Origin of the sequence: Streptomyces cadmiisoli (assembly GCF_003261055.1) — a bacterium.
In the GTDB taxonomy this organism is placed as follows: domain Bacteria; phylum Actinomycetota; class Actinomycetes; order Streptomycetales; family Streptomycetaceae; genus Streptomyces; species Streptomyces cadmiisoli.
In genome coordinates this window covers 4,900,655-4,915,913 of sequence record NZ_CP030073.1, presented here as the reverse complement: position 1 = coordinate 4,915,913, position 15,259 = coordinate 4,900,655, and the positions used below count along the sequence as shown (strand labels likewise).

At 70.3% G+C, this 15,259-nt stretch carries 19 protein-coding genes; 6 read left to right on the top strand and 13 right to left on the bottom strand.

Annotated elements, in window-relative coordinates:
• Nucleotides 1-248 precede the first annotated feature (248 nt).
• Entirely contained in the window at nt 249-989 is a 741-nt protein-coding gene (locus tag DN051_RS21325) for an HAD family hydrolase (protein WP_053759694.1), read from the top strand.
• A gap of 165 nt (nt 990-1,154) precedes the next feature.
• The gene (locus DN051_RS21320; RefSeq protein ID WP_159054085.1) at nt 1,155-2,075 is read left to right on the top strand and encodes a hypothetical protein; all 921 of its coding nucleotides are present in this window, start codon (nt 1,155-1,157) and stop codon (nt 2,073-2,075) included.
• A gap of 9 nt (nt 2,076-2,084) precedes the next feature.
• On the opposite strand, the gene DN051_RS21315 is transcribed toward DN051_RS21320, so the two are convergent.
• The 3 genes from DN051_RS21315 to DN051_RS21305 form a co-directional block, all read right to left on the bottom strand.
• The gene (locus DN051_RS21315) at nt 2,085-2,963 is read right to left on the bottom strand and encodes a winged helix-turn-helix domain-containing protein (protein WP_112442370.1); all 879 of its coding nucleotides are present in this window, start codon (nt 2,961-2,963) and stop codon (nt 2,085-2,087) included.
• A gap of 147 nt (nt 2,964-3,110) precedes the next feature.
• The gene (locus DN051_RS21310; RefSeq protein ID WP_246040647.1) at nt 3,111-3,830 is read right to left on the bottom strand and encodes an HAD family hydrolase; all 720 of its coding nucleotides are present in this window, start codon (nt 3,828-3,830) and stop codon (nt 3,111-3,113) included.
• Nucleotides 3,831-3,859: 29 nt separating this feature from the next.
• A complete protein-coding gene (locus tag DN051_RS21305) occupies nt 3,860-4,738 on the bottom strand; it encodes a winged helix-turn-helix domain-containing protein (RefSeq protein WP_079001006.1) in 879 nt (292 codons plus the stop codon).
• A gap of 198 nt (nt 4,739-4,936) precedes the next feature.
• On the opposite strand from DN051_RS21305, the gene DN051_RS21300 reads away from it, so the two are divergent.
• Nucleotides 4,937-5,125: a hypothetical protein gene (locus DN051_RS21300; protein WP_053759691.1), complete on the top strand. Its 189-nt coding sequence runs from the start codon at nt 4,937-4,939 to the stop codon at nt 5,123-5,125.
• Nucleotides 5,126-5,161: 36 nt separating this feature from the next.
• On the opposite strand, the gene DN051_RS21295 is transcribed toward DN051_RS21300, so the two are convergent.
• The gene (locus DN051_RS21295; protein ID WP_079001004.1) at nt 5,162-6,070 is read right to left on the bottom strand and encodes a FadR/GntR family transcriptional regulator; all 909 of its coding nucleotides are present in this window, start codon (nt 6,068-6,070) and stop codon (nt 5,162-5,164) included.
• Nucleotides 6,071-6,233: 163 nt separating this feature from the next.
• On the opposite strand from DN051_RS21295, the gene DN051_RS21290 reads away from it, so the two are divergent.
• Nucleotides 6,234-6,419 (top strand): hypothetical protein, encoded by a 186-nt coding sequence (locus tag DN051_RS21290; protein ID WP_053759689.1) that lies wholly within the window; start codon nt 6,234-6,236, stop codon nt 6,417-6,419.
• 261 nt (nt 6,420-6,680) lie between these two features.
• Here the strand turns inward: DN051_RS21290 and DN051_RS21285 are convergent, their stop codons facing one another.
• Both DN051_RS21285 and DN051_RS21280 read right to left on the bottom strand, forming a co-directional pair.
• Nucleotides 6,681-7,946 carry a GNAT family N-acetyltransferase gene (locus tag DN051_RS21285; protein ID WP_112442368.1) on the bottom strand — a complete coding sequence of 422 codons (1,266 nt, stop codon included), beginning with the start codon at nt 7,944-7,946 and terminating at the stop codon, nt 6,681-6,683.
• A 100-nt stretch (nt 7,947-8,046) separates the two neighbouring features.
• Nucleotides 8,047-8,664, bottom strand: coding sequence for an RsiG family protein (locus tag DN051_RS21280; protein ID WP_112439305.1), 618 nt, complete (start codon nt 8,662-8,664; stop codon nt 8,047-8,049).
• A gap of 167 nt (nt 8,665-8,831) precedes the next feature.
• Between DN051_RS21280 and dtd the strand changes: the two genes are divergently transcribed.
• Nucleotides 8,832-9,257, top strand: a complete 426-nt coding sequence (dtd, locus tag DN051_RS21275; RefSeq protein WP_053759687.1) for a D-aminoacyl-tRNA deacylase — start codon at nt 8,832-8,834, stop codon at nt 9,255-9,257.
• Nucleotides 9,258-9,355: 98 nt separating this feature from the next.
• Here the strand turns inward: dtd and ygfZ are convergent, their stop codons facing one another.
• The 6 genes from ygfZ to DN051_RS21240 form a co-directional block, all read right to left on the bottom strand.
• Nucleotides 9,356-10,321 carry a CAF17-like 4Fe-4S cluster assembly/insertion protein YgfZ gene (gene ygfZ / locus DN051_RS21270; protein WP_053759686.1) on the bottom strand — a complete coding sequence of 322 codons (966 nt, stop codon included), beginning with the start codon at nt 10,319-10,321 and terminating at the stop codon, nt 9,356-9,358.
• Nucleotides 10,322-10,331: 10 nt separating this feature from the next.
• The gene (locus DN051_RS21265; protein ID WP_053759685.1) at nt 10,332-10,772 is read right to left on the bottom strand and encodes a Fur family transcriptional regulator; all 441 of its coding nucleotides are present in this window, start codon (nt 10,770-10,772) and stop codon (nt 10,332-10,334) included.
• A 31-nt stretch (nt 10,773-10,803) separates the two neighbouring features.
• The gene (locus DN051_RS21260) at nt 10,804-11,379 is read right to left on the bottom strand and encodes a heme-binding beta-barrel domain-containing protein (RefSeq protein WP_053759684.1); all 576 of its coding nucleotides are present in this window, start codon (nt 11,377-11,379) and stop codon (nt 10,804-10,806) included.
• 223 nt (nt 11,380-11,602) lie between these two features.
• Entirely contained in the window at nt 11,603-12,502 is a 900-nt protein-coding gene (locus DN051_RS21250) for a hypothetical protein (RefSeq protein ID WP_112439304.1), read from the bottom strand.
• The gene (locus tag DN051_RS21245; RefSeq protein WP_234388826.1) at nt 12,499-13,323 is read right to left on the bottom strand and encodes a hypothetical protein; all 825 of its coding nucleotides are present in this window, start codon (nt 13,321-13,323) and stop codon (nt 12,499-12,501) included. Before DN051_RS21245 ends, DN051_RS21250 begins: the two co-directional genes overlap by 4 nt.
• Nucleotides 13,320-14,342, bottom strand: a complete 1,023-nt coding sequence (locus DN051_RS21240) for a hypothetical protein (RefSeq protein WP_324612337.1) — start codon at nt 14,340-14,342, stop codon at nt 13,320-13,322. Before DN051_RS21240 ends, DN051_RS21245 begins: the two co-directional genes overlap by 4 nt.
• Nucleotides 14,343-14,444: 102 nt before the next feature.
• Here DN051_RS21240 and DN051_RS21235 point away from each other — a divergent pair, with 102 nt between their 5' ends.
• The gene (locus DN051_RS21235; RefSeq protein WP_053759682.1) at nt 14,445-14,807 is read left to right on the top strand and encodes a DsrE family protein; all 363 of its coding nucleotides are present in this window, start codon (nt 14,445-14,447) and stop codon (nt 14,805-14,807) included.
• Here the strand turns inward: DN051_RS21235 and DN051_RS21230 are convergent.
• Nucleotides 14,801-15,259, bottom strand: a complete 459-nt coding sequence (locus tag DN051_RS21230; protein WP_162624973.1) for a VOC family protein — start codon at nt 15,257-15,259, stop codon at nt 14,801-14,803. The genes DN051_RS21235 and DN051_RS21230 overlap by 7 nt on opposite strands.

Sequence of the window (15,259 nt, the reverse complement as noted above, 5' to 3'; positions counted from 1 at the left end):
CATTTCTTTCACCTGAGACCCTTGTGCAGGGTGATAAGTGGCAGCACGCTACTCCGCCGACGGCGTGCATCGTGCCAGCACGCCATCAGTCCACGGAAATTGCCTCCCCCGGACGAACGGCGAACGACAAGATGTGCGATGACACGTCCATCTGTGCCCGAAATGAGGCACAGCCGCGGACCGGCCCCGTGGTGCTGGCCGCGCGGCGCGCCTTGGTCCACACTGACACGGGTAGCGGGAGGAGACCCATGCGCGGCGTACTCGACGAACAAGAAGTCCTCCAAGGACTCCTGGCTGACGCGCGCGCAGTTCTCCTCGACTTCGACGGCCCGGTCACCAGGCTGTTCGGTGGTGCGCCGACCGCGCACATCGCCGAACGGATCAAGGGGGTCGTGCGCCGGGAGTGGGGACCGCTGGACCCCGATGTCGAGGAGTGCGAGGACTCGCACCGCATCTTGCTGCGCATCAGGGACATGTACGACCGGCCCGCATCGGCTCCCCGCAGTCCCGCGCCGCTGAAGCACGCGGACCGCATCGTGACCGACTACGAGTACGAAGCGGTCGTCCGGGCCGAGCCCGTACCGCACTTCGATCGGCTCGTCGAGGCACTGCTCGGTCTGCGACTCGCCCTGGTGATCGTCAGCAACAATGCCGACGGCCCGGTCTGGGAGTTCCTCAAACGCCAGGGGCTCCAGTCGAAGTTCGAGGCCGTCCTGGGACGCGACTCGAGCGAGCTGCGGCACATGAAACCCCATCCGTACGCCGTGCGCCGGGCCGTCGAGCACCTGGCGATCGGGGCCGGGGAGTGCCTCCTCGTCGGGGACCAGCTCACGGATCTCGCGGCCGCCCGCGCGGCGGGCACCCGGTTCCTCGGGCACACCTGGCGAGAACACCGCGCGATCCGGATGCGGGAGGACGGCGCCGACTGGGTCGTCTCCTCCCACCTTCCCGTCATCGACGCCGCCGAGGCGCTACGGAAGGCAACCTGACGTTCTGGCGCGCCAAAGTCGACCGGGGCATCATGGTTGTCGGAGATCGACGGTCGACACCGCCGCTTCTTGTTCCGCGGCGGTGACAGGGGGTGGCGGGTGTCTCCTCGCGTTCCGGGCGCCGGCCGCCCGTCCAGACGGCAGCGCCTGCGGCATGCACTGGGCGTGTGGAAGCCCCGGCTCGTCAAATGGGTGCTCGCCGTGGTGGTCCTTCTCGGTGTCGCCGCCGAAATCATCGACCCGCTCGGTGACGCGCTCAAGGGCCAGGGATTTCTCGGCGGCTCGTTCGCCGCCCTGATCGCCCTCGTCCTCTTCGACGCCGTCAGCGACTCCGACGCGACCGGGGAAGTGGCAGGCGTCTACGTCCTGGCCGGGCTGAACGATCTGCGCACCCCCGTCCGGGAGGCGTTCGAGGCGCGGCACGTCCGCATCGACTTCTCCGGTTTCACCATGCAGACACTGCTGGTACTTCTCAGAGAACCGCTGGAGCGGATGGCCGACGAGGAAGTACGGACCCAGGAACTGACCTTGCGGGTCATCGTCGCCCACCTCAATCTGCCCATGAACCTGCCGGGGCGGCTCGATCCTGCCGCGGAGAGCGCGGGACTTCCGGCAGGCACCGTCCACTTCGCGGACTCGGTGGAGAACCGGCAGCGCATGCGGGACGACTTCACCAAGCAGAACTGGAACGATCTGAAGGACCTGCTGGACCGCGTCCACGAGAGAAACCCGCACATCGCCATCTCGTGCGAGATCCGGGAGTCCCCGCAGATTCCGGAACGCAAGTTCTACATCCTCAACCAGGAAACACTGTTCTACGCCCCGTACGGAATCGTCGACACTCGCGTCCGCTGGCGCGAGGGCTCCTACCGCATTCTCGACACGGCGGGTTTCGGGCTCCGCTACGGAAAAGCGCGCATCATCGGATGGGATCGGCGTTCACTGTCCCCCTCGACCCGCGAGATCGCGGAGCACCACATGGAGTGGCACCGGAACCTGTGGGAGAAGCTCCAGTACATCAAGCCCGAGCACCCCGTGATCGACGATCCCCGATGGATACCGCCGGAGGACCGGGTGACGCCGTAGCGGACGTCGCTACACGGCGAGAAGCGTCCAGACCGAGTCGAACCACGACTGCATACTGCCCACGAAGACCGATCCCGGTGAGTTCGGGTCCGCGTCCCGGACATGGTGCGTCAGCGTGGCACCAAGGCCCAGCACGTCCAAGGCGGTGACGGTCTCGCCCTCACTCAGGACCAGCTGACGGTCGATCACCTCGTAGGGACCGTGCAGTGCCTCCGCACCGTTGACGAGGTAGAGCTTGAAGGCCGGGGTCAGTGGGGCGTGCCGGATCCTGAGGTCGACGGCGGGTACCAGGCGCTCCGTGGCCAGGTCCTCCAGCGCCCCGCGCAGCGACTCGGTGTGGTGCTCGGTGATGGTGGCCAGGCGGGTGCGCAGCCGGGCGTCGGCAGCGTCGTCCTTGACCCGCGGATAGGGCAGGGGCAGCGTCGTGGAGGGCAGGAGCATGCGCAGCGCGATGCGCTGGGGTGCGATGAACCCGCCGCGGATCCGCTCCACCTGGAGCCGGATGTGGGCGTCCAGGGACTCGGACGTCAGCGTGTAGACGTCCAGGGAGACCTCCGACTGCTCGAAGGCCTCGCTGATGAGCGGCCCCAGGGTCACGCCGCGCCGTGAGCGGGTCGCCTTCGCCGTCGAGGACCGGATGTGCCGGGCCTTGACCACACGCGACCCCTGGCCCTGCCGGGACTCGATCCAGCCCTCGTCGGCCAGTTCGCGCAGGGCCCGCTGGACCGTGTCCCGGGAAACCCCGAACTCGTCAGCGAGGTCGCGCGGCGACGGCAGGAACGAGCGCACGTGGTAGGCACCGTCCGCCATCCGGTTCCGCAACTCGTCGGAGACCCGCTGGAACTCCCTGCCACCGCTCTCGGCCGTACCGGACTGCCGTTCCTCCACCTGTCGACCGTACTGCTCGCGCTCCACCAGCACGCCGACGTCGGTCAACTACCCCAATTGGAGGGCAACTTGCCGGGATCCCTGAAAGTTGGGGGAGGCCATGGGAAGTCAGCTTCCGCTGCGAGGACCCGGTGCCGTCGGCGTTTCTCAGGTCCGCGTCCGGACCACCTCGAGTACCGGCAGGAGCGACGAGACCACATGCTCGGCTCCGGCCTTCCGCAGCGGCCGTTCCTTCTCCTCGTTGCGTGCGTAGCCGAGGAACGGAACACCTGCCTCGCGGGCGGCGATCAGATCCGACGGAGCGTCGCCGATCATCAGTGCCGCCTGTGGCGCGGCCCCGATGGCGCGCAGGGCCTGGTTGAGGCAGTGCGGATCCGGCTTGAGGCGGTGCAGGTCCTGGGTGCGGCCGTAGACGTGGGGTGCGAAGCAGTCGAGCAGGCCTCGGCCCGACAGGTACGAGCGGACCATCCGAGGGGAGTTGTTCGTCGTGATGGCCAGGCGGGCACCCACGGCCGTCCAGGTGCGGATCAGGATGTCCGCGTAGGCGGTGGGCATCGCCGAGGCCGCGGCCTTCAGCTCCTCCTGGGTCAGACGTTCCTCCAGCTCCGCCACCAGGTCGCTGCCGGGGTGCCGGCAGTCCACGGCGCGCAGCACGACCTGCGGGTCGACCGTCTCCCGTTCGCTCTCCTTCAGAAGCTCGTGCAGCCCCCGCCCCCCGAGCCACTCCACCAGATCGTTCGCCACCCCCTCCGCCGAGTAGCCGGCGAACAGGCGGCAGATCGGGCCGTCGAAGTCCCAGAGCACCACACGCGCGCGCGTGATGAGCCCTCGCAGTCCATCGGTCTCTTTCCCGGTCTGAGATGTCACCGCATCAGTCTGCGTCGTATCAGAAGTCACTAGGAGAGTGTCAGGTCCGTCGTGATGGTTTCCCAGAGGGCGTCGAACCACTTCTGGGATTGCTCGACGAACGCCGCGTCGCGGCGGCCCGACAGGTGCTCGAAGGAGAAGAGGAGGGATTCGGTGCCCAGGACGTCGTACATGTCCAGGGGTCCGGTCCCGTCGTCCTCGGCGCGGCGCGTGACCATGTAGTACGCGATCAGCGCCTCCGTGCCGTTGAGGAGGTACAGCTTCACCGGCGGTGTGAACGGCAGCGCGCGGAAGGTGACGCGTACGTCGATGCCGTGCGAGGCGCGCAGGGCACGGAGGTTGTGCTGGAGGACGTGGCCCTGGGCGTTGCGCTGGGCGAGCCAGCGCTGGTGGACCGGATCGTCGTCGCCGCCGCCCTCGACCGAGATGGGGAAGGCCAGGTTGATGTCCCGGGAGGGCAGCAGGATGCGTACGTCGATGGACTCGGGGCGGATACGCCCCTCGTGGATCGCGCGGACCGGGTCGCCGAGGGCCAGCATCAGGGTCTCGGCCGTGAGGCAGGCCGCGTCGATGCGTACGTTGCGGGCGGCGAAGGCGCCCGTCAGGCGCGGCGCCAGACCCACCATGGTCGGCTGGGGCTCACTCCGTGCCGGGGCGGGTGCCGCGATGCGCGGCGGGCTGCCCTTGCTGACGTTGCTGAGAAGGCCGTCCTCCTGGAGGGCGCGCAGGGCCTGGCGCACGGTGCCGCGCTCCACGCCGAACTCCTCGGCGAGTTCCGCCTGGGTCGGCAGGCGGTCGCCCGCCTTCAGGTCGCCCGCGCGGATGCGTTCCCGCAGGGTGTCGGCGATCTCCTGGGGCCCGAGCCTTCTCATGCCGTTCACTGCCACGTTCTCCTGGGTCACAACCAAACGCTATAACTCAACGCCATCTAGGGGCAGTTGTTTGAGAGTTGTTTATGAGTAGCAGCCAAGTGGGGACAACTTAGTCAGAGTTGGTTACCAACTTCGTACCACATCGCATGAGTTGGCGGAAGCTTTACCTCCCCGCCGGCCAACCCCGCACCCCCCCCGCCCGTCCCGCCCCGGCAGCCCGAAGGGGGAACCACCGTGCCTGCCCTCGCTCTCCTCTCCGCGGTCTTCGTCGTCGGCTTCGAGCAGATCGTCCAGTGGAAGTACGGCGCCACCGGAGTCGTCGGCCTGCTCCTGCTCACCATAGGCATCAAGGCGAAGAGTCCGGCCGTCAGCTCCATCGGGGCGGTCGTGCTCGCGCTCCTGGTGACCGGCCCGGCGCTGTGACCGACCGGCGCCCCGCCCCCGTCCGCCCGGAGACGGTCAGCGTGTGAGCACCAGCTCCGAGCTGATCGTCTCCCACAACGCGTTGAACCACAGGTGGGACTGCTCGACGAAGGTGGTGTCGCGCAGGCCCGCCCCCTGTTCGAAGGCGAACAGCATCGACTGGGTGCCCTCCGCGTCGTAGAGCTCCAGCTGCTCCTGGTCGATCTCCTCCTCGCGCCGCCGCAGCGTGTAGTACGCGAACAGCGCCTCCGTGCCGTTGAGCAGGTACAGCTTCACCGGCGGTGTGAACGGCAGCGCGCGGAAGGACACGCGCACGTCGATGCCGTGCGTCGCCCGCAGTGCCAGCAGGTTGTGCTGGAGCACCTGGCCCTGGGCGTTGCGCATCGCGAGCCAGCGCGGATGCAGCCGGTCGGCGTCCGCCGGGTCCACCGGCGCCGGGAAGGCCAGGTCGATGTCGCGCGAGGGCAGCAGGACCCGTACGTCGACCTTGGCCGGTTTCAGCTGTCCCGCGTGGATCCGGCGCAGCGGTTCCCCGATGGAGAGCGTCAGGGAGATCGACGTCAGGCACAGCGCGTCTATCTCGACGTGCGGGGCGGCGAACGCCGCGGCGATGCGGGGCGCGAGGGCGACGGTGGTGGGCTGCGGCGGAGCGCCCGGCCCGGTGAGCGCCCGGTAGGGGTCGGGTGCCACCGTCGCGGGGCTCCCTTTCGACACGTTGGTGAGCAGCTGCTCCGTGTGCAGGATGCGCAGCGCCTGCCGCACCGCGGCGCGCTCCACGCCGAACTCGTCGGCCAACTGGGCCTGGGTGGGCATGCGCTGTCCCGGCCGCAGCACTCCGGTCCTGATCCGGGCACGCAGCTCTTCCGCCACCTCGTGGTGTGACCGCGGTGGCGGTTGTGGCCTCTTCCGACCATTGACGGTGGCGTGTTCCGGCTCCACGACCAAACACTACAACTTCCCGCCATCTTCTGGCAGTTCATGCATAGGTGGTTATGAGACGCTTCCAAGTGGAGATGAGTACAGTGAAGTTGGTCGCCAACTTCAGCAACATGGTCAAACTTCCCGAAGGTTGGCCACCAGGGTCGAACAGTCCCGAAGGGGGGACCGTATGCCGCTCATCGCCCTCGCCATCGCCGGCCTGGCCGTCGCAGTCGAGCAGTTCGTCCAGTGGAAGTTCGGACCGATGGGCATCATCGCCCTCGTCGCGCTGACCATCGGGGTCAAGGCCAAGAACACCATGCTCGGCGGGATCGGAGCGGTACTCCTCGTGATGCTGCTCGCCCACTCCGGCTGAGCCCTCAGGATCCGGCTGGTCGGGCTCCCTTCCGGAGGGGAGCCGGGAGCCCGGTCAGTCCGCACCACCGCACAGTCACAACCGAACAGCGACAACTACACACCGACAACCGAATACCAACAACCGAACAGCGACAACTGAACAACGTCAACTGAACACCGACAACCGAACACAGCAGACCGCACGGCCACAACCGAACAACAACCACAACTCAAGAGCACGCTACGGATGAGTCCACCCGTCGTCGGCAGGAAGGAGCACTCAGAACAGGTCCGGGCACCAAGGCCGCCTGGACGTGCGCAGCAGGGCGTCGGCCGAACGGGCGGCGCCCGCTCGTTCTTCCCGGACCCGGCCCAGCGCCGCCAGCCGCACCGCCGACTCGTCCCCGAGCCACAGGGCCGCGAGGTCGGCGACGTCCAGCGTCAGATCCGCGCTCCGCGTCGTCGGCGCACAGGACGCGCCCGTCTGCGACACCTCCAGCGCGTACCGCCCGCCGGTGAAGCCGCCCGCCGTCGCGCCGGCGGTGTCGACGACCTCCAGCACCAGCGCGCCGGTCCCCTCGTACGTCCGCGCCTCCAGCGCCCGTACGACGTCCAGGATCCGCACCCACAGCCAGTCGGCCTGCACGGTGACCCGGGCCGCGCGGGGGTCTGGCAGCAGGAGCGGCAGCAGGTCGTCCGGGGCCCGGAAGCCCGACTTCACCTGGGTGATCCAGTCGATCGAGCACAGGAAGTGCCACAGTGCCCGCTCCGCGGCCGGGGTGGCCGCGATCAGCCAGTTCACGTCGGCGGTGTCGTGCGGCTGCTTGCCGCGCCAGTTGTCCTCGGCCTCGTAGGACACCATGCCCTCGACCTCGCCGGTCGCCGAGCGGTGGACCGCGAAGAAGGGTTCGGTCCAGGACGAGTTGAAGCGGACGGCTCCGGTGTTGGACCGCCACCACAGCTCGTCGCGGCTGACCGCGCCGGGCTGGCGGCGGCGCAGGCGCTCGTGCAGCTCGGGGCCCAGCTTGCGGACGTCCTCGGCGTCGACCAGGTCGATGCGGCCGCCGTCCTCGGGACCCGACCAGCGGGGGTCGAGACCGGTGCGGGGCACGTCGACGGTCCACTCGGTGGTGGAGGTGGCCGGTCCGAAGCCGTACCGGCCGTAGATCGGGTACTCGGCGGCGATGAGGGTCGCCACGACGTCCCCGCGCTCCTTCGCCGCCTCCAGGTCCTCGGCCATCATGCGGCTGAGGAGCCCGCGGCGGCGGTGGGTGGGGGTGACGGTGACGTTGGATATCGCGTCGGCGGGGACCGCCGCGCCGCCCACCGCGGTCAGTTCCTGCGCGAACGAACGGAAGGTCGCCACGCACCGCTCGCCGTCGAACGCGCCGCGCAGCCTGCCCGGCACGAACTGGGCCCGGCGGGCTTCCAGCTGCTCCTCGGAGAGGGTCGGCTCACGCAGGAATCCGACGTTCAGGGCGCGCTGCCAGTCCGTGAAGTCGGATTCGGTGATGGGGCGTACGGCGGGGGCGTCGCTGCGGGTCATGAAGCCACGGTAGGTGTACCCGGCCGAGGGTGTCGCGGGTTTTTCCGTCCGGCCGTCGTCCACCTGTCCACAGGCTGTGGACGACGGGCCGGGCGGACCGTCACGCCAGCAGGTCGTCGACCTGCGCCTCCCCCTCGCGGTAGCGGCGGGCGATCTCCGCGCTGCACTCGTCGGCGGTCCGCTGCAACCGCTGGCGGCGCCGGGACACCTGCTGCTCGTAGCGCACGAGCCGCCCGAGGGCGGTGGTCAGCTCCCCGTCCGTGCGCGCGTCCAGGGCGGACAGCTCGACCTCGGCGAGCATCTCCGCGGCCAGTCGGCGGTACTCCTCGCCGTGCGGGGTGCCCAGCGTCACGTGGCGGGCGGAGGAACGGTGCCGGGCCGGGGCGTCGGCGAGGATCTCCGACAGCCGCGCGACCACGGACGCCTCGCCCGCGGCGACCGGGGACGCCGTCCCGCGCCGCGCCAGCTCCGCGCGCAGGATGTCGATCCGCCCCTGGAGCAGCCGCCGTACGTAGCTGAGGTCCGCCTCGTCGCGCTGCGCGTCCCGGCGCAGGGCGCGCAGTTCCGGCAGGCTCAGCGCGGGCAGCGTGTGCTCGGGCGGATCGGGGGGCAGCCGTGGGCTGTCCGTGCGCTGCACGGGCGGGCGGATCGACTCCGCGCCTCCCGCATGGGTCAACGAGACAGCCCCAGGCGGCTGCCCGGTACTCGGTGTGCTCATGTGCCTCTACCGTCCCCTCGACCGGCCGTTGCCACATCGTGCCACCCCGGGTGGCCGCTATGTGACCGAGTGCCCCCGAACAGCCCCAGATGGGGGGTTAGGGATCAAAAAGAATGCTGGTACGGACCACTCGCGAGCCGGTTCCGGTCGCCCGGCATGATGGTCGTATGCGTGCAGTGGTGCAGAGGGTGGACGGCGCGAGCGTCGTCGTGGACGGCGAGACCGTCGGGGAGATCAGCGGCGAGGGGCTGTGCGTCCTGGTCGGGGTGACCCACGAGGACACCGAGGAGAAGGCGGCCCAGCTCGCCCGCAAGCTCTGGTCGATCCGCATGCTGCAGGACGAGAAGTCGTGCAGCGACATCGACGCCCCCCTGCTGGTGATCAGCCAGTTCACCCTTTACGGCGACGCCCGCAAGGGGCGCCGCCCCACCTGGAACGCGGCCGCGCCGGGCGACGTCGCGGAGCCGCTGGTCGACGAGGTGGTCGCCCGGCTGCGCGCGCTGGGCGCGACGGTGGCCACCGGGCGGTTCGGCGCAGGGATGCGGGTCGGTCTGACGAACGACGGGCCGTTCACGGTGCTGCTGGAGATCTAGTGCTGATCCAGTGCCGTGGCGGGCCGCAAGATCCGGGGCCTGTCGCGGACGGGGAGCGGTGGGGTGCCCCGGCCCGTGGGTCCGGGGCACCCCGCCGGCTACGGCTCGACGACCGTCTCCTGGGCCGCCGCCGTGTCCCCGGCGACCAGGGGCGCGTCCAGCGGTACGTTCCGCTTGACCAGCGCGAGCGCGACCGGGCCGAGTTCGTGGTGGCGCACGGACGTCGTGACGAAACCGATCTTGCGGCCGTCCGGGCCGTCGCCCGCGAGCCGCAGCTCGGTGCCGTGCCCCGGCAGATGCACCTCGCTGCCGTCCAGGTGCAGGAAGACCAGCCGGCGCGGCGGCTTGCCCAGGTTCTGCACCCGGGCGACGGTCTCCTGACCGCGGTAGCAGCCCTTCTGGAGGTGCACGGCGCTGCCGATCAGCCCCAGCTCGTGCGGGATGGTCCGGTGGTCGGTCTCGAAGCCGAGCCGCGGCCGGTGCTGCTCGACGCGCAGCGCCTCGTAGGCCAGGATGCCGACCGGGCGACCCGCCTTCCGGGCGAACGACTCGAGCGTCTCGCGCGGCAGGAACAGATCACGGCCGTGCGGCGTCTCGCGGACGACCGTGTCCTCGGGCACCTCGGCGATCGAACCGGCCGGCAGATGGACCACCGCGAAGTCGTCCGTCCGGTCGGCGACCTCCACCCGGTAGAAGAACTTCATCGACTCCAGGTACGCGATCAGCGTGTCCTGGGTGCCGGGTTCCACATGGGCCCACACGGTCTCGCCGTCGTCGACGAGGTACAGCGCGTGTTCGATGTGGCCGTTCGCCGAGAGGATCAGCGCCTCGGTGGCCTCGCCCACGGGCAGATCGCTGACGTGCTGGGTGAGCAGCAGGTGCAGCCAGCTCAGACGGTCCTGGCCGGACACCGCCACGACACCGCGGTGCGAGAGGTCGACGAAACCGGTGCCGTCGGCGAGGCTGCGCTGCTCGCGGAACAGGTCGCCGTAGTGGGCGGCGACACCTTCGTCCACACCTTCGGCGGGGACGGCGCCGGGCAGGGACAGCAGAGGGCTTTTCATACGCCCAAGCCTACGACTCGGTAGTTGAACTCTTGGCGGTCGTGCAGTCCTTGCACCGGCCGAAGATCGCGAAGTGCTTCATGTCGGTGTCGAAGCCGAAGCGCTCCCGCAGCTTCGCGGTGAAGTCGGCCGCCACCTCGACATCGGCCTCGATCACGTTCGTGCAGTCGCGGCAGACGAGGTGCAGATGGTGGTGCCGGTCGGCCAGGTGGTACGTCGGCGCACCGTGCCCGAGGTGCGCGTGGCTGACCAGCCCCAGCTCCTCCAGCAGCTCCAGGGTCCGGTAGACCGTGGAAATGTTGACCCCCGACGCCGTCTTCCGTACTTCCACGAGAATGTCGTCGGGGGTCGCGTGCTCCAGGGTGTCCACGGCTTCGAGCACGAGTTGCCGCTGCGGCGTCAGCCGGTAGCCGCGCTGCCTGAGGTCACTCTTCCAGTCGGTGCTCACCACACTGAAAGTCTAGGGCCACCGGACCGCGGGCCTACTTGAAGAAGGCGATCCCGTCGTCCGGAAGGTCCTCGGGCAGGGCCTTCGCCCAGCGCTCGACGTCCTCCGGGGTGACGACCTTCTTCAGCTGGGCGGACATGTACGGCCGCAGCTCGACCTCGGGGGTCTGCTTCTCGCCGACCCACATCAGGTCGCTCTTGACGTAGCCGTACAGCCGCTTGCCGCCCGAATAGGGGCGCGAGGCGGCGGTGCGCGCGACCGCGTCCGTGACGAGGTCGATCTGCGGCTTCTGGTCGGCCAGCTCGCCGTACCAGATCTCGATGACACCGTCGTCGCGGGTCATCGTGACCTCGACCTTGCGGTCGGAGTCGATGCGCCAGAAGCCGTGCTCGGACTCCAGCGGCCTGACCTTGTTGCCTTCGTTGTCCAGCACCCAGGTGTGCGAGCGGTACTCCAGGAAGTCCCGGCCGTCGTGGCTGAAGGTGACCTCCTGCCCGAAGTTGCACTTCTCGTCGCCGGGGAAGTCGTGTACGCCCGCGCCCGCCCAGTTGCCGAGGAGGAAGGCCAGCGGGACGAGGTCCTTGTGGAGGTCGGACGGGATCTCGATCATGAGAGGCTCAGCAGTCTTCTACGTCGGTCGGGTGGATCAGCGCTGGCCCTGGTACAGCTTCTTCACGGCCAGTCCGGTGAAGGCGAGGACGCCGACGCAGACCAGCACCAGCAGGGCTTCGAAGAAAGCGATCACGGTTGCTCCTCGGTGAGCGGGGATGCGTGTTGCACAAGGCCGGGCCCCAGCTTACGCGGCTGGGGCCCGGCCCTCTCCGTGAGGTGCCTCAGCGCAGCAGCTGGCTCTGCAGGACGACCGTCTGCCGGAACGGGACGGCCGGCACACCGCCCTTGCGGGACTGCACGATCACCGCGTACACGTCGCCCGCGGACAGGTACGCCTGACGGACCTGCTCGCCGCCGTACGGCTCGGGCTCCGTGTAGGCGACCCGGGCGACCCCGGTGACCACGACCGACTCCGGGAAGTCCTGGTCCTGGACGGCCTCGTGAGCGCCGCGCAGCTGATGCACCGGCGAGGCGAACTCGACGGCATCCGCGGCGATCTTCGCCTCCACGATCTGCGCGGTGTCGAACTGGAGCAGATAGATCCGGGTGCGGGTGCCGTCCGGCGCGGTCCAGCCGCGGGCGGCGATGTGCCGCAGACCGGTGTCGAGCAGCTTCTGCCCCAGCGCCTCGCGGTCCTCCTCGGTGGCGTACTCCGCCAGGTAGTCCTCGGTCGGCAGCCAGCCGTCGGAGCCGCGCAGCGCTTTGTTCTCCCGCGCCCCGGCGGGGGCGGGCAGCACGAGGGCGCGCAGATCGGCGTGGTGGGCGCCGGCCGCGTTGACGTCGGCCAGCGGCCCGGGGCTGCCGGACGGCAGCGGTGGCGCGGTCAGCTCGGGATAGTCCCAGCGCCCGTCCGACTCCGTGGCCAGGCCGGGGACGTCCGTGCGCGTCATGCCCGTGATGCCGTAGGCCGTGGCCGTGCCGACGGCGGCGAACACGGCCACGGCCGCGGTCCAGCGCGCCACGGCCAGGAGGACACGGCGGTCCCGGGGCGCCGGAGCGGCAGCCGCGGCGGGCTGCGGCGCCTCGGTGGGCGGCACGGGGTGCGGTTCCGTGAGCGGCACGGGGTGGGACTCGGTCAGCGGCTGCGCGACTGGCTCCGCCTGGGTGGTCCGGTCGGTCATATCGCCTTCCCCGGCTCTGCGATCCGGTCGAGCTGGGTGCGCACCAGGGCGGCGACCGCATCGCTGTCGAGCGTCTCGGTGCCGACGGCGACGACCGTGACCAGCACCTGGCCGACATGAGCGGAGCAGAGCATCCCGCTGAGTTCGTCCTCGCCGCCCCGCGGCGCCCGGAAGCACCCGGCGTCCTTGTAGCCCTTGATCTTCGGCCCCTTGCGGCCGCCCAGCGCGCCGAACAGCTCTCTGTGCGACTCGTCGAGATCACGCACCGCGGCCCGGTTCTCCATCCGGGTCAGCACCATGCTCACCGAGGAGATCTCCTCGGTGAAATATGTCGCATCCCCGCTGAAGTAGCTGCGCATCGCCATGCCGGAGGCCCGCTGCCGGTCGATCTCCTTCTCCAGTTCCTTGCGCAGGGAGCGGGACAGACCGCGCAGCGACTGCTTGCGCAGCGCCGTGGCCTGAGCGCCGCTGAACTCGGCGTCCGAGCCGAACTCCGCGAGGTCGGGTCCGCGGACCCAGCCGTCGGTCCCGTACGGCACGAGCGTCCCGGCGAGTCCGGTGGGCTCCGGCGCCTCGCGGGCCTCGGCCTGGTCCTTCGGGAACTTCCAGCGCGGGTCGCCCGCGTCGCGGTCCGCGCCGCGCACGGTCACCACGGTCGCGCCCACGCCCGCGGTCAGCGCTCCGGCGAGCAGCAGGCAGCCGGCGACGGCGGCCACCCGACCGCGCCGTACGGGCCTGCGGACCGGAGTGTCCGCCGTCTCCCGCCGCGGCTCCGGCACGTCCTCCGCCGGCCGCTGGGTCGGTGTCTCGGTCGTGCTCACAGCCGCTCCATCTGCCGCTCGGCCAGGTCCATGACCGTCTCCATGCCGATCGGCCGGTCACCGGAGATCCAGATCTCCATCGCGATGTCACCACGCAAGGCGTGCGCCTGGGCCCGGTACAGCGGCTCATATCCCGGCCTGGTCTCCGGCCGGGGGTGGGCGTAGGCCATGCCCTCGCCGGTGCCCGGGATGTGCCGGCTCTCGACGTGGTCGTCCTTCTCCGCCCAATCCTTGTGGTTGTTGACCGAGTCGACGGCCGCCAGGGTCTCCTCGTGGCGGAACTGCACCAGCCGGATCTCCACGCTGTACGAGCTTCCGGTCTTCCAGCCGACGACGGCGGCCCGGCGGAACTCGTCGGAGACGAGGGAGCTGAACTTGCGGCTGGGCTCGGTGAACGTCCCGGCGTAGGCCGAGATGTCCAACCAGCCGCCGGCCTCGGTCGGCCAGTCGAGCTTTTTCGCCCCGGCGGGCTTCTTCAGCAGCAGCTTGCGCAGGTCGCCCTCGGTGCGCACCTTGCGGTCCTGCGCGGCCGACAGCGGCTCGGGTGCGGGACCGGTCGCGCGTGGCAGCACCGGCTGGGACAACGGCGGCAGCGGAGTGGGCTCGCGGCCGGCCTGCACCTGGTATCCGACGCATGTGCCGGCGACGACGCCGAGGACGGCCGCGCCGACGATCAGCAGCGCGGTACGGCCCCGCCGCCGGGGCGGCACCGACGGCGGCTCGGGCGCGGCGGCCGCGGGCTCGGACACGACGGCCGACCCGGCCGGGACAGCCGCCTCGGAGGCGGGGTCCGGCGCCTGCGCCGTGCCCGGCTCCGGCGCTGTGCCCGGCTCCGGCGAGGCACCCGCGGCGGCCGGGACCTCGGCGGTGGCGGCGGTATCGGCGACATCGGTGGCCTTGGTGGTGGCCGTGGCCACGGCCACCACCCCAGCCGCGGCGTCGGTGGCGATATCGGTGGCCTCGGCCGTGTCGGCGGCTTCGGCGGTCTGCGTCGTACCCGGTCTTTCAGAGTCTTCCAAGACGCCCCCCACAGGACATGAAGCGCGGATTCCGTTCACGCGCGACACAGGTGACTCATGATCCACATCCGAGGTTGCGGCGATCTTGATTACGATTCGGCCATGGCGAAGAAGCTGGTGATCAAGGTGACGGCGGGGGCCGACGCCCCCGAGCGCTGCTCGCAGGCGTTCACCGTCGCGGCCGTGGCCGTCGCGAGCGGGGTGGACGTCTCGGTGTGGCTGACCGGAGAGTCCGCCTGGTTCGCGCTCCCGGGCCGGGCGGCCGAGTTCGAACTGCCGCACGCCGCTCCGCTGCCCGATCTGATCGACTCGATCCTGGTCTCCGGCCGCCTCACCCTGTGCACCCAGTGCGCGGCCCGCCGCGAGATCACGGAGCAGGACGTCATCGAGGGCGTGCGGATCGCGGGGGCGCAGGTCTTCGTGCAGGAGGCGCTCGCGGAGGACACGCAGGCGCTCGTCTACTGAGGCGCCTCGGGTCCCTCGGGTCCATGGGGTGACCGGGGCATCTCCGGAGGCTGGGGCGTCTCCGGTGGCTGGGGCGTCTCGGTCCAGAGGCAGAACGGGTGGCCCGCCGGGTCGAACAGGACCCGGACGTCGTCCTGCGGCTGGTACTCGGCGAGCGTGGCGCCCTCGGCGACCGCCCGTGCCGTCTCCGCCGCCAGGTCGTCGACCTCGATGTCCAGATGGAGCATCATCTGCTGGTCGCCGGGCCGGCGGGTGGGCCAGACCGGGCGGACGTACTCCGGTTCCGTCTCGAAGGACAGGGCGGTGCCCTCGGTGCCGGGCGGCGGGCCGATGAGCACCCAGTGCGGCTCCTCGCGGCGCACCGCATAGCCCAGCAGCCGCTGGTAGAAGGCGGCCAGTTCATGTGCGTCGGGTGCGTCCAGCACCACGGTGGACAGCCTCGTGGGCGACAT

What these genes read in the sequence shown, in the direction of transcription:
- DN051_RS21235 (WP_053759682.1), top strand. Translation starts at nt 14,445, where the DNA reads ATGGCGAAGAAGCTGGTGATCAAGGTGACGGCGGGGGCCGACGCCCCC.
- DN051_RS21280 (WP_112439305.1), bottom strand. Translation starts at nt 8,664, where the DNA reads ATGAGCACACCGAGTACCGGGCAGCCGCCTGGGGCTGTCTCGTTGACC.
- dtd (WP_053759687.1), top strand. Translation starts at nt 8,832, where the DNA reads ATGCGTGCAGTGGTGCAGAGGGTGGACGGCGCGAGCGTCGTCGTGGAC.
- ygfZ (WP_053759686.1), bottom strand. Translation starts at nt 10,321, where the DNA reads ATGAAAAGCCCTCTGCTGTCCCTGCCCGGCGCCGTCCCCGCCGAAGGT.
- DN051_RS21285 (WP_112442368.1), bottom strand. Translation starts at nt 7,946, where the DNA reads ATGACCCGCAGCGACGCCCCCGCCGTACGCCCCATCACCGAATCCGAC.
- DN051_RS21325 (WP_053759694.1), top strand. Translation starts at nt 249, where the DNA reads ATGCGCGGCGTACTCGACGAACAAGAAGTCCTCCAAGGACTCCTGGCT.
- DN051_RS21250 (WP_112439304.1), bottom strand. Translation starts at nt 12,502, where the DNA reads ATGACCGACCGGACCACCCAGGCGGAGCCAGTCGCGCAGCCGCTGACC.
- DN051_RS21290 (WP_053759689.1), top strand. Translation starts at nt 6,234, where the DNA reads ATGCCGCTCATCGCCCTCGCCATCGCCGGCCTGGCCGTCGCAGTCGAG.
- DN051_RS21230 (WP_162624973.1), bottom strand. Translation starts at nt 15,259, where the DNA reads ATGTCGCCCACGAGGCTGTCCACCGTGGTGCTGGACGCACCCGACGCA.
- DN051_RS21260 (WP_053759684.1), bottom strand. Translation starts at nt 11,379, where the DNA reads ATGATCGAGATCCCGTCCGACCTCCACAAGGACCTCGTCCCGCTGGCC.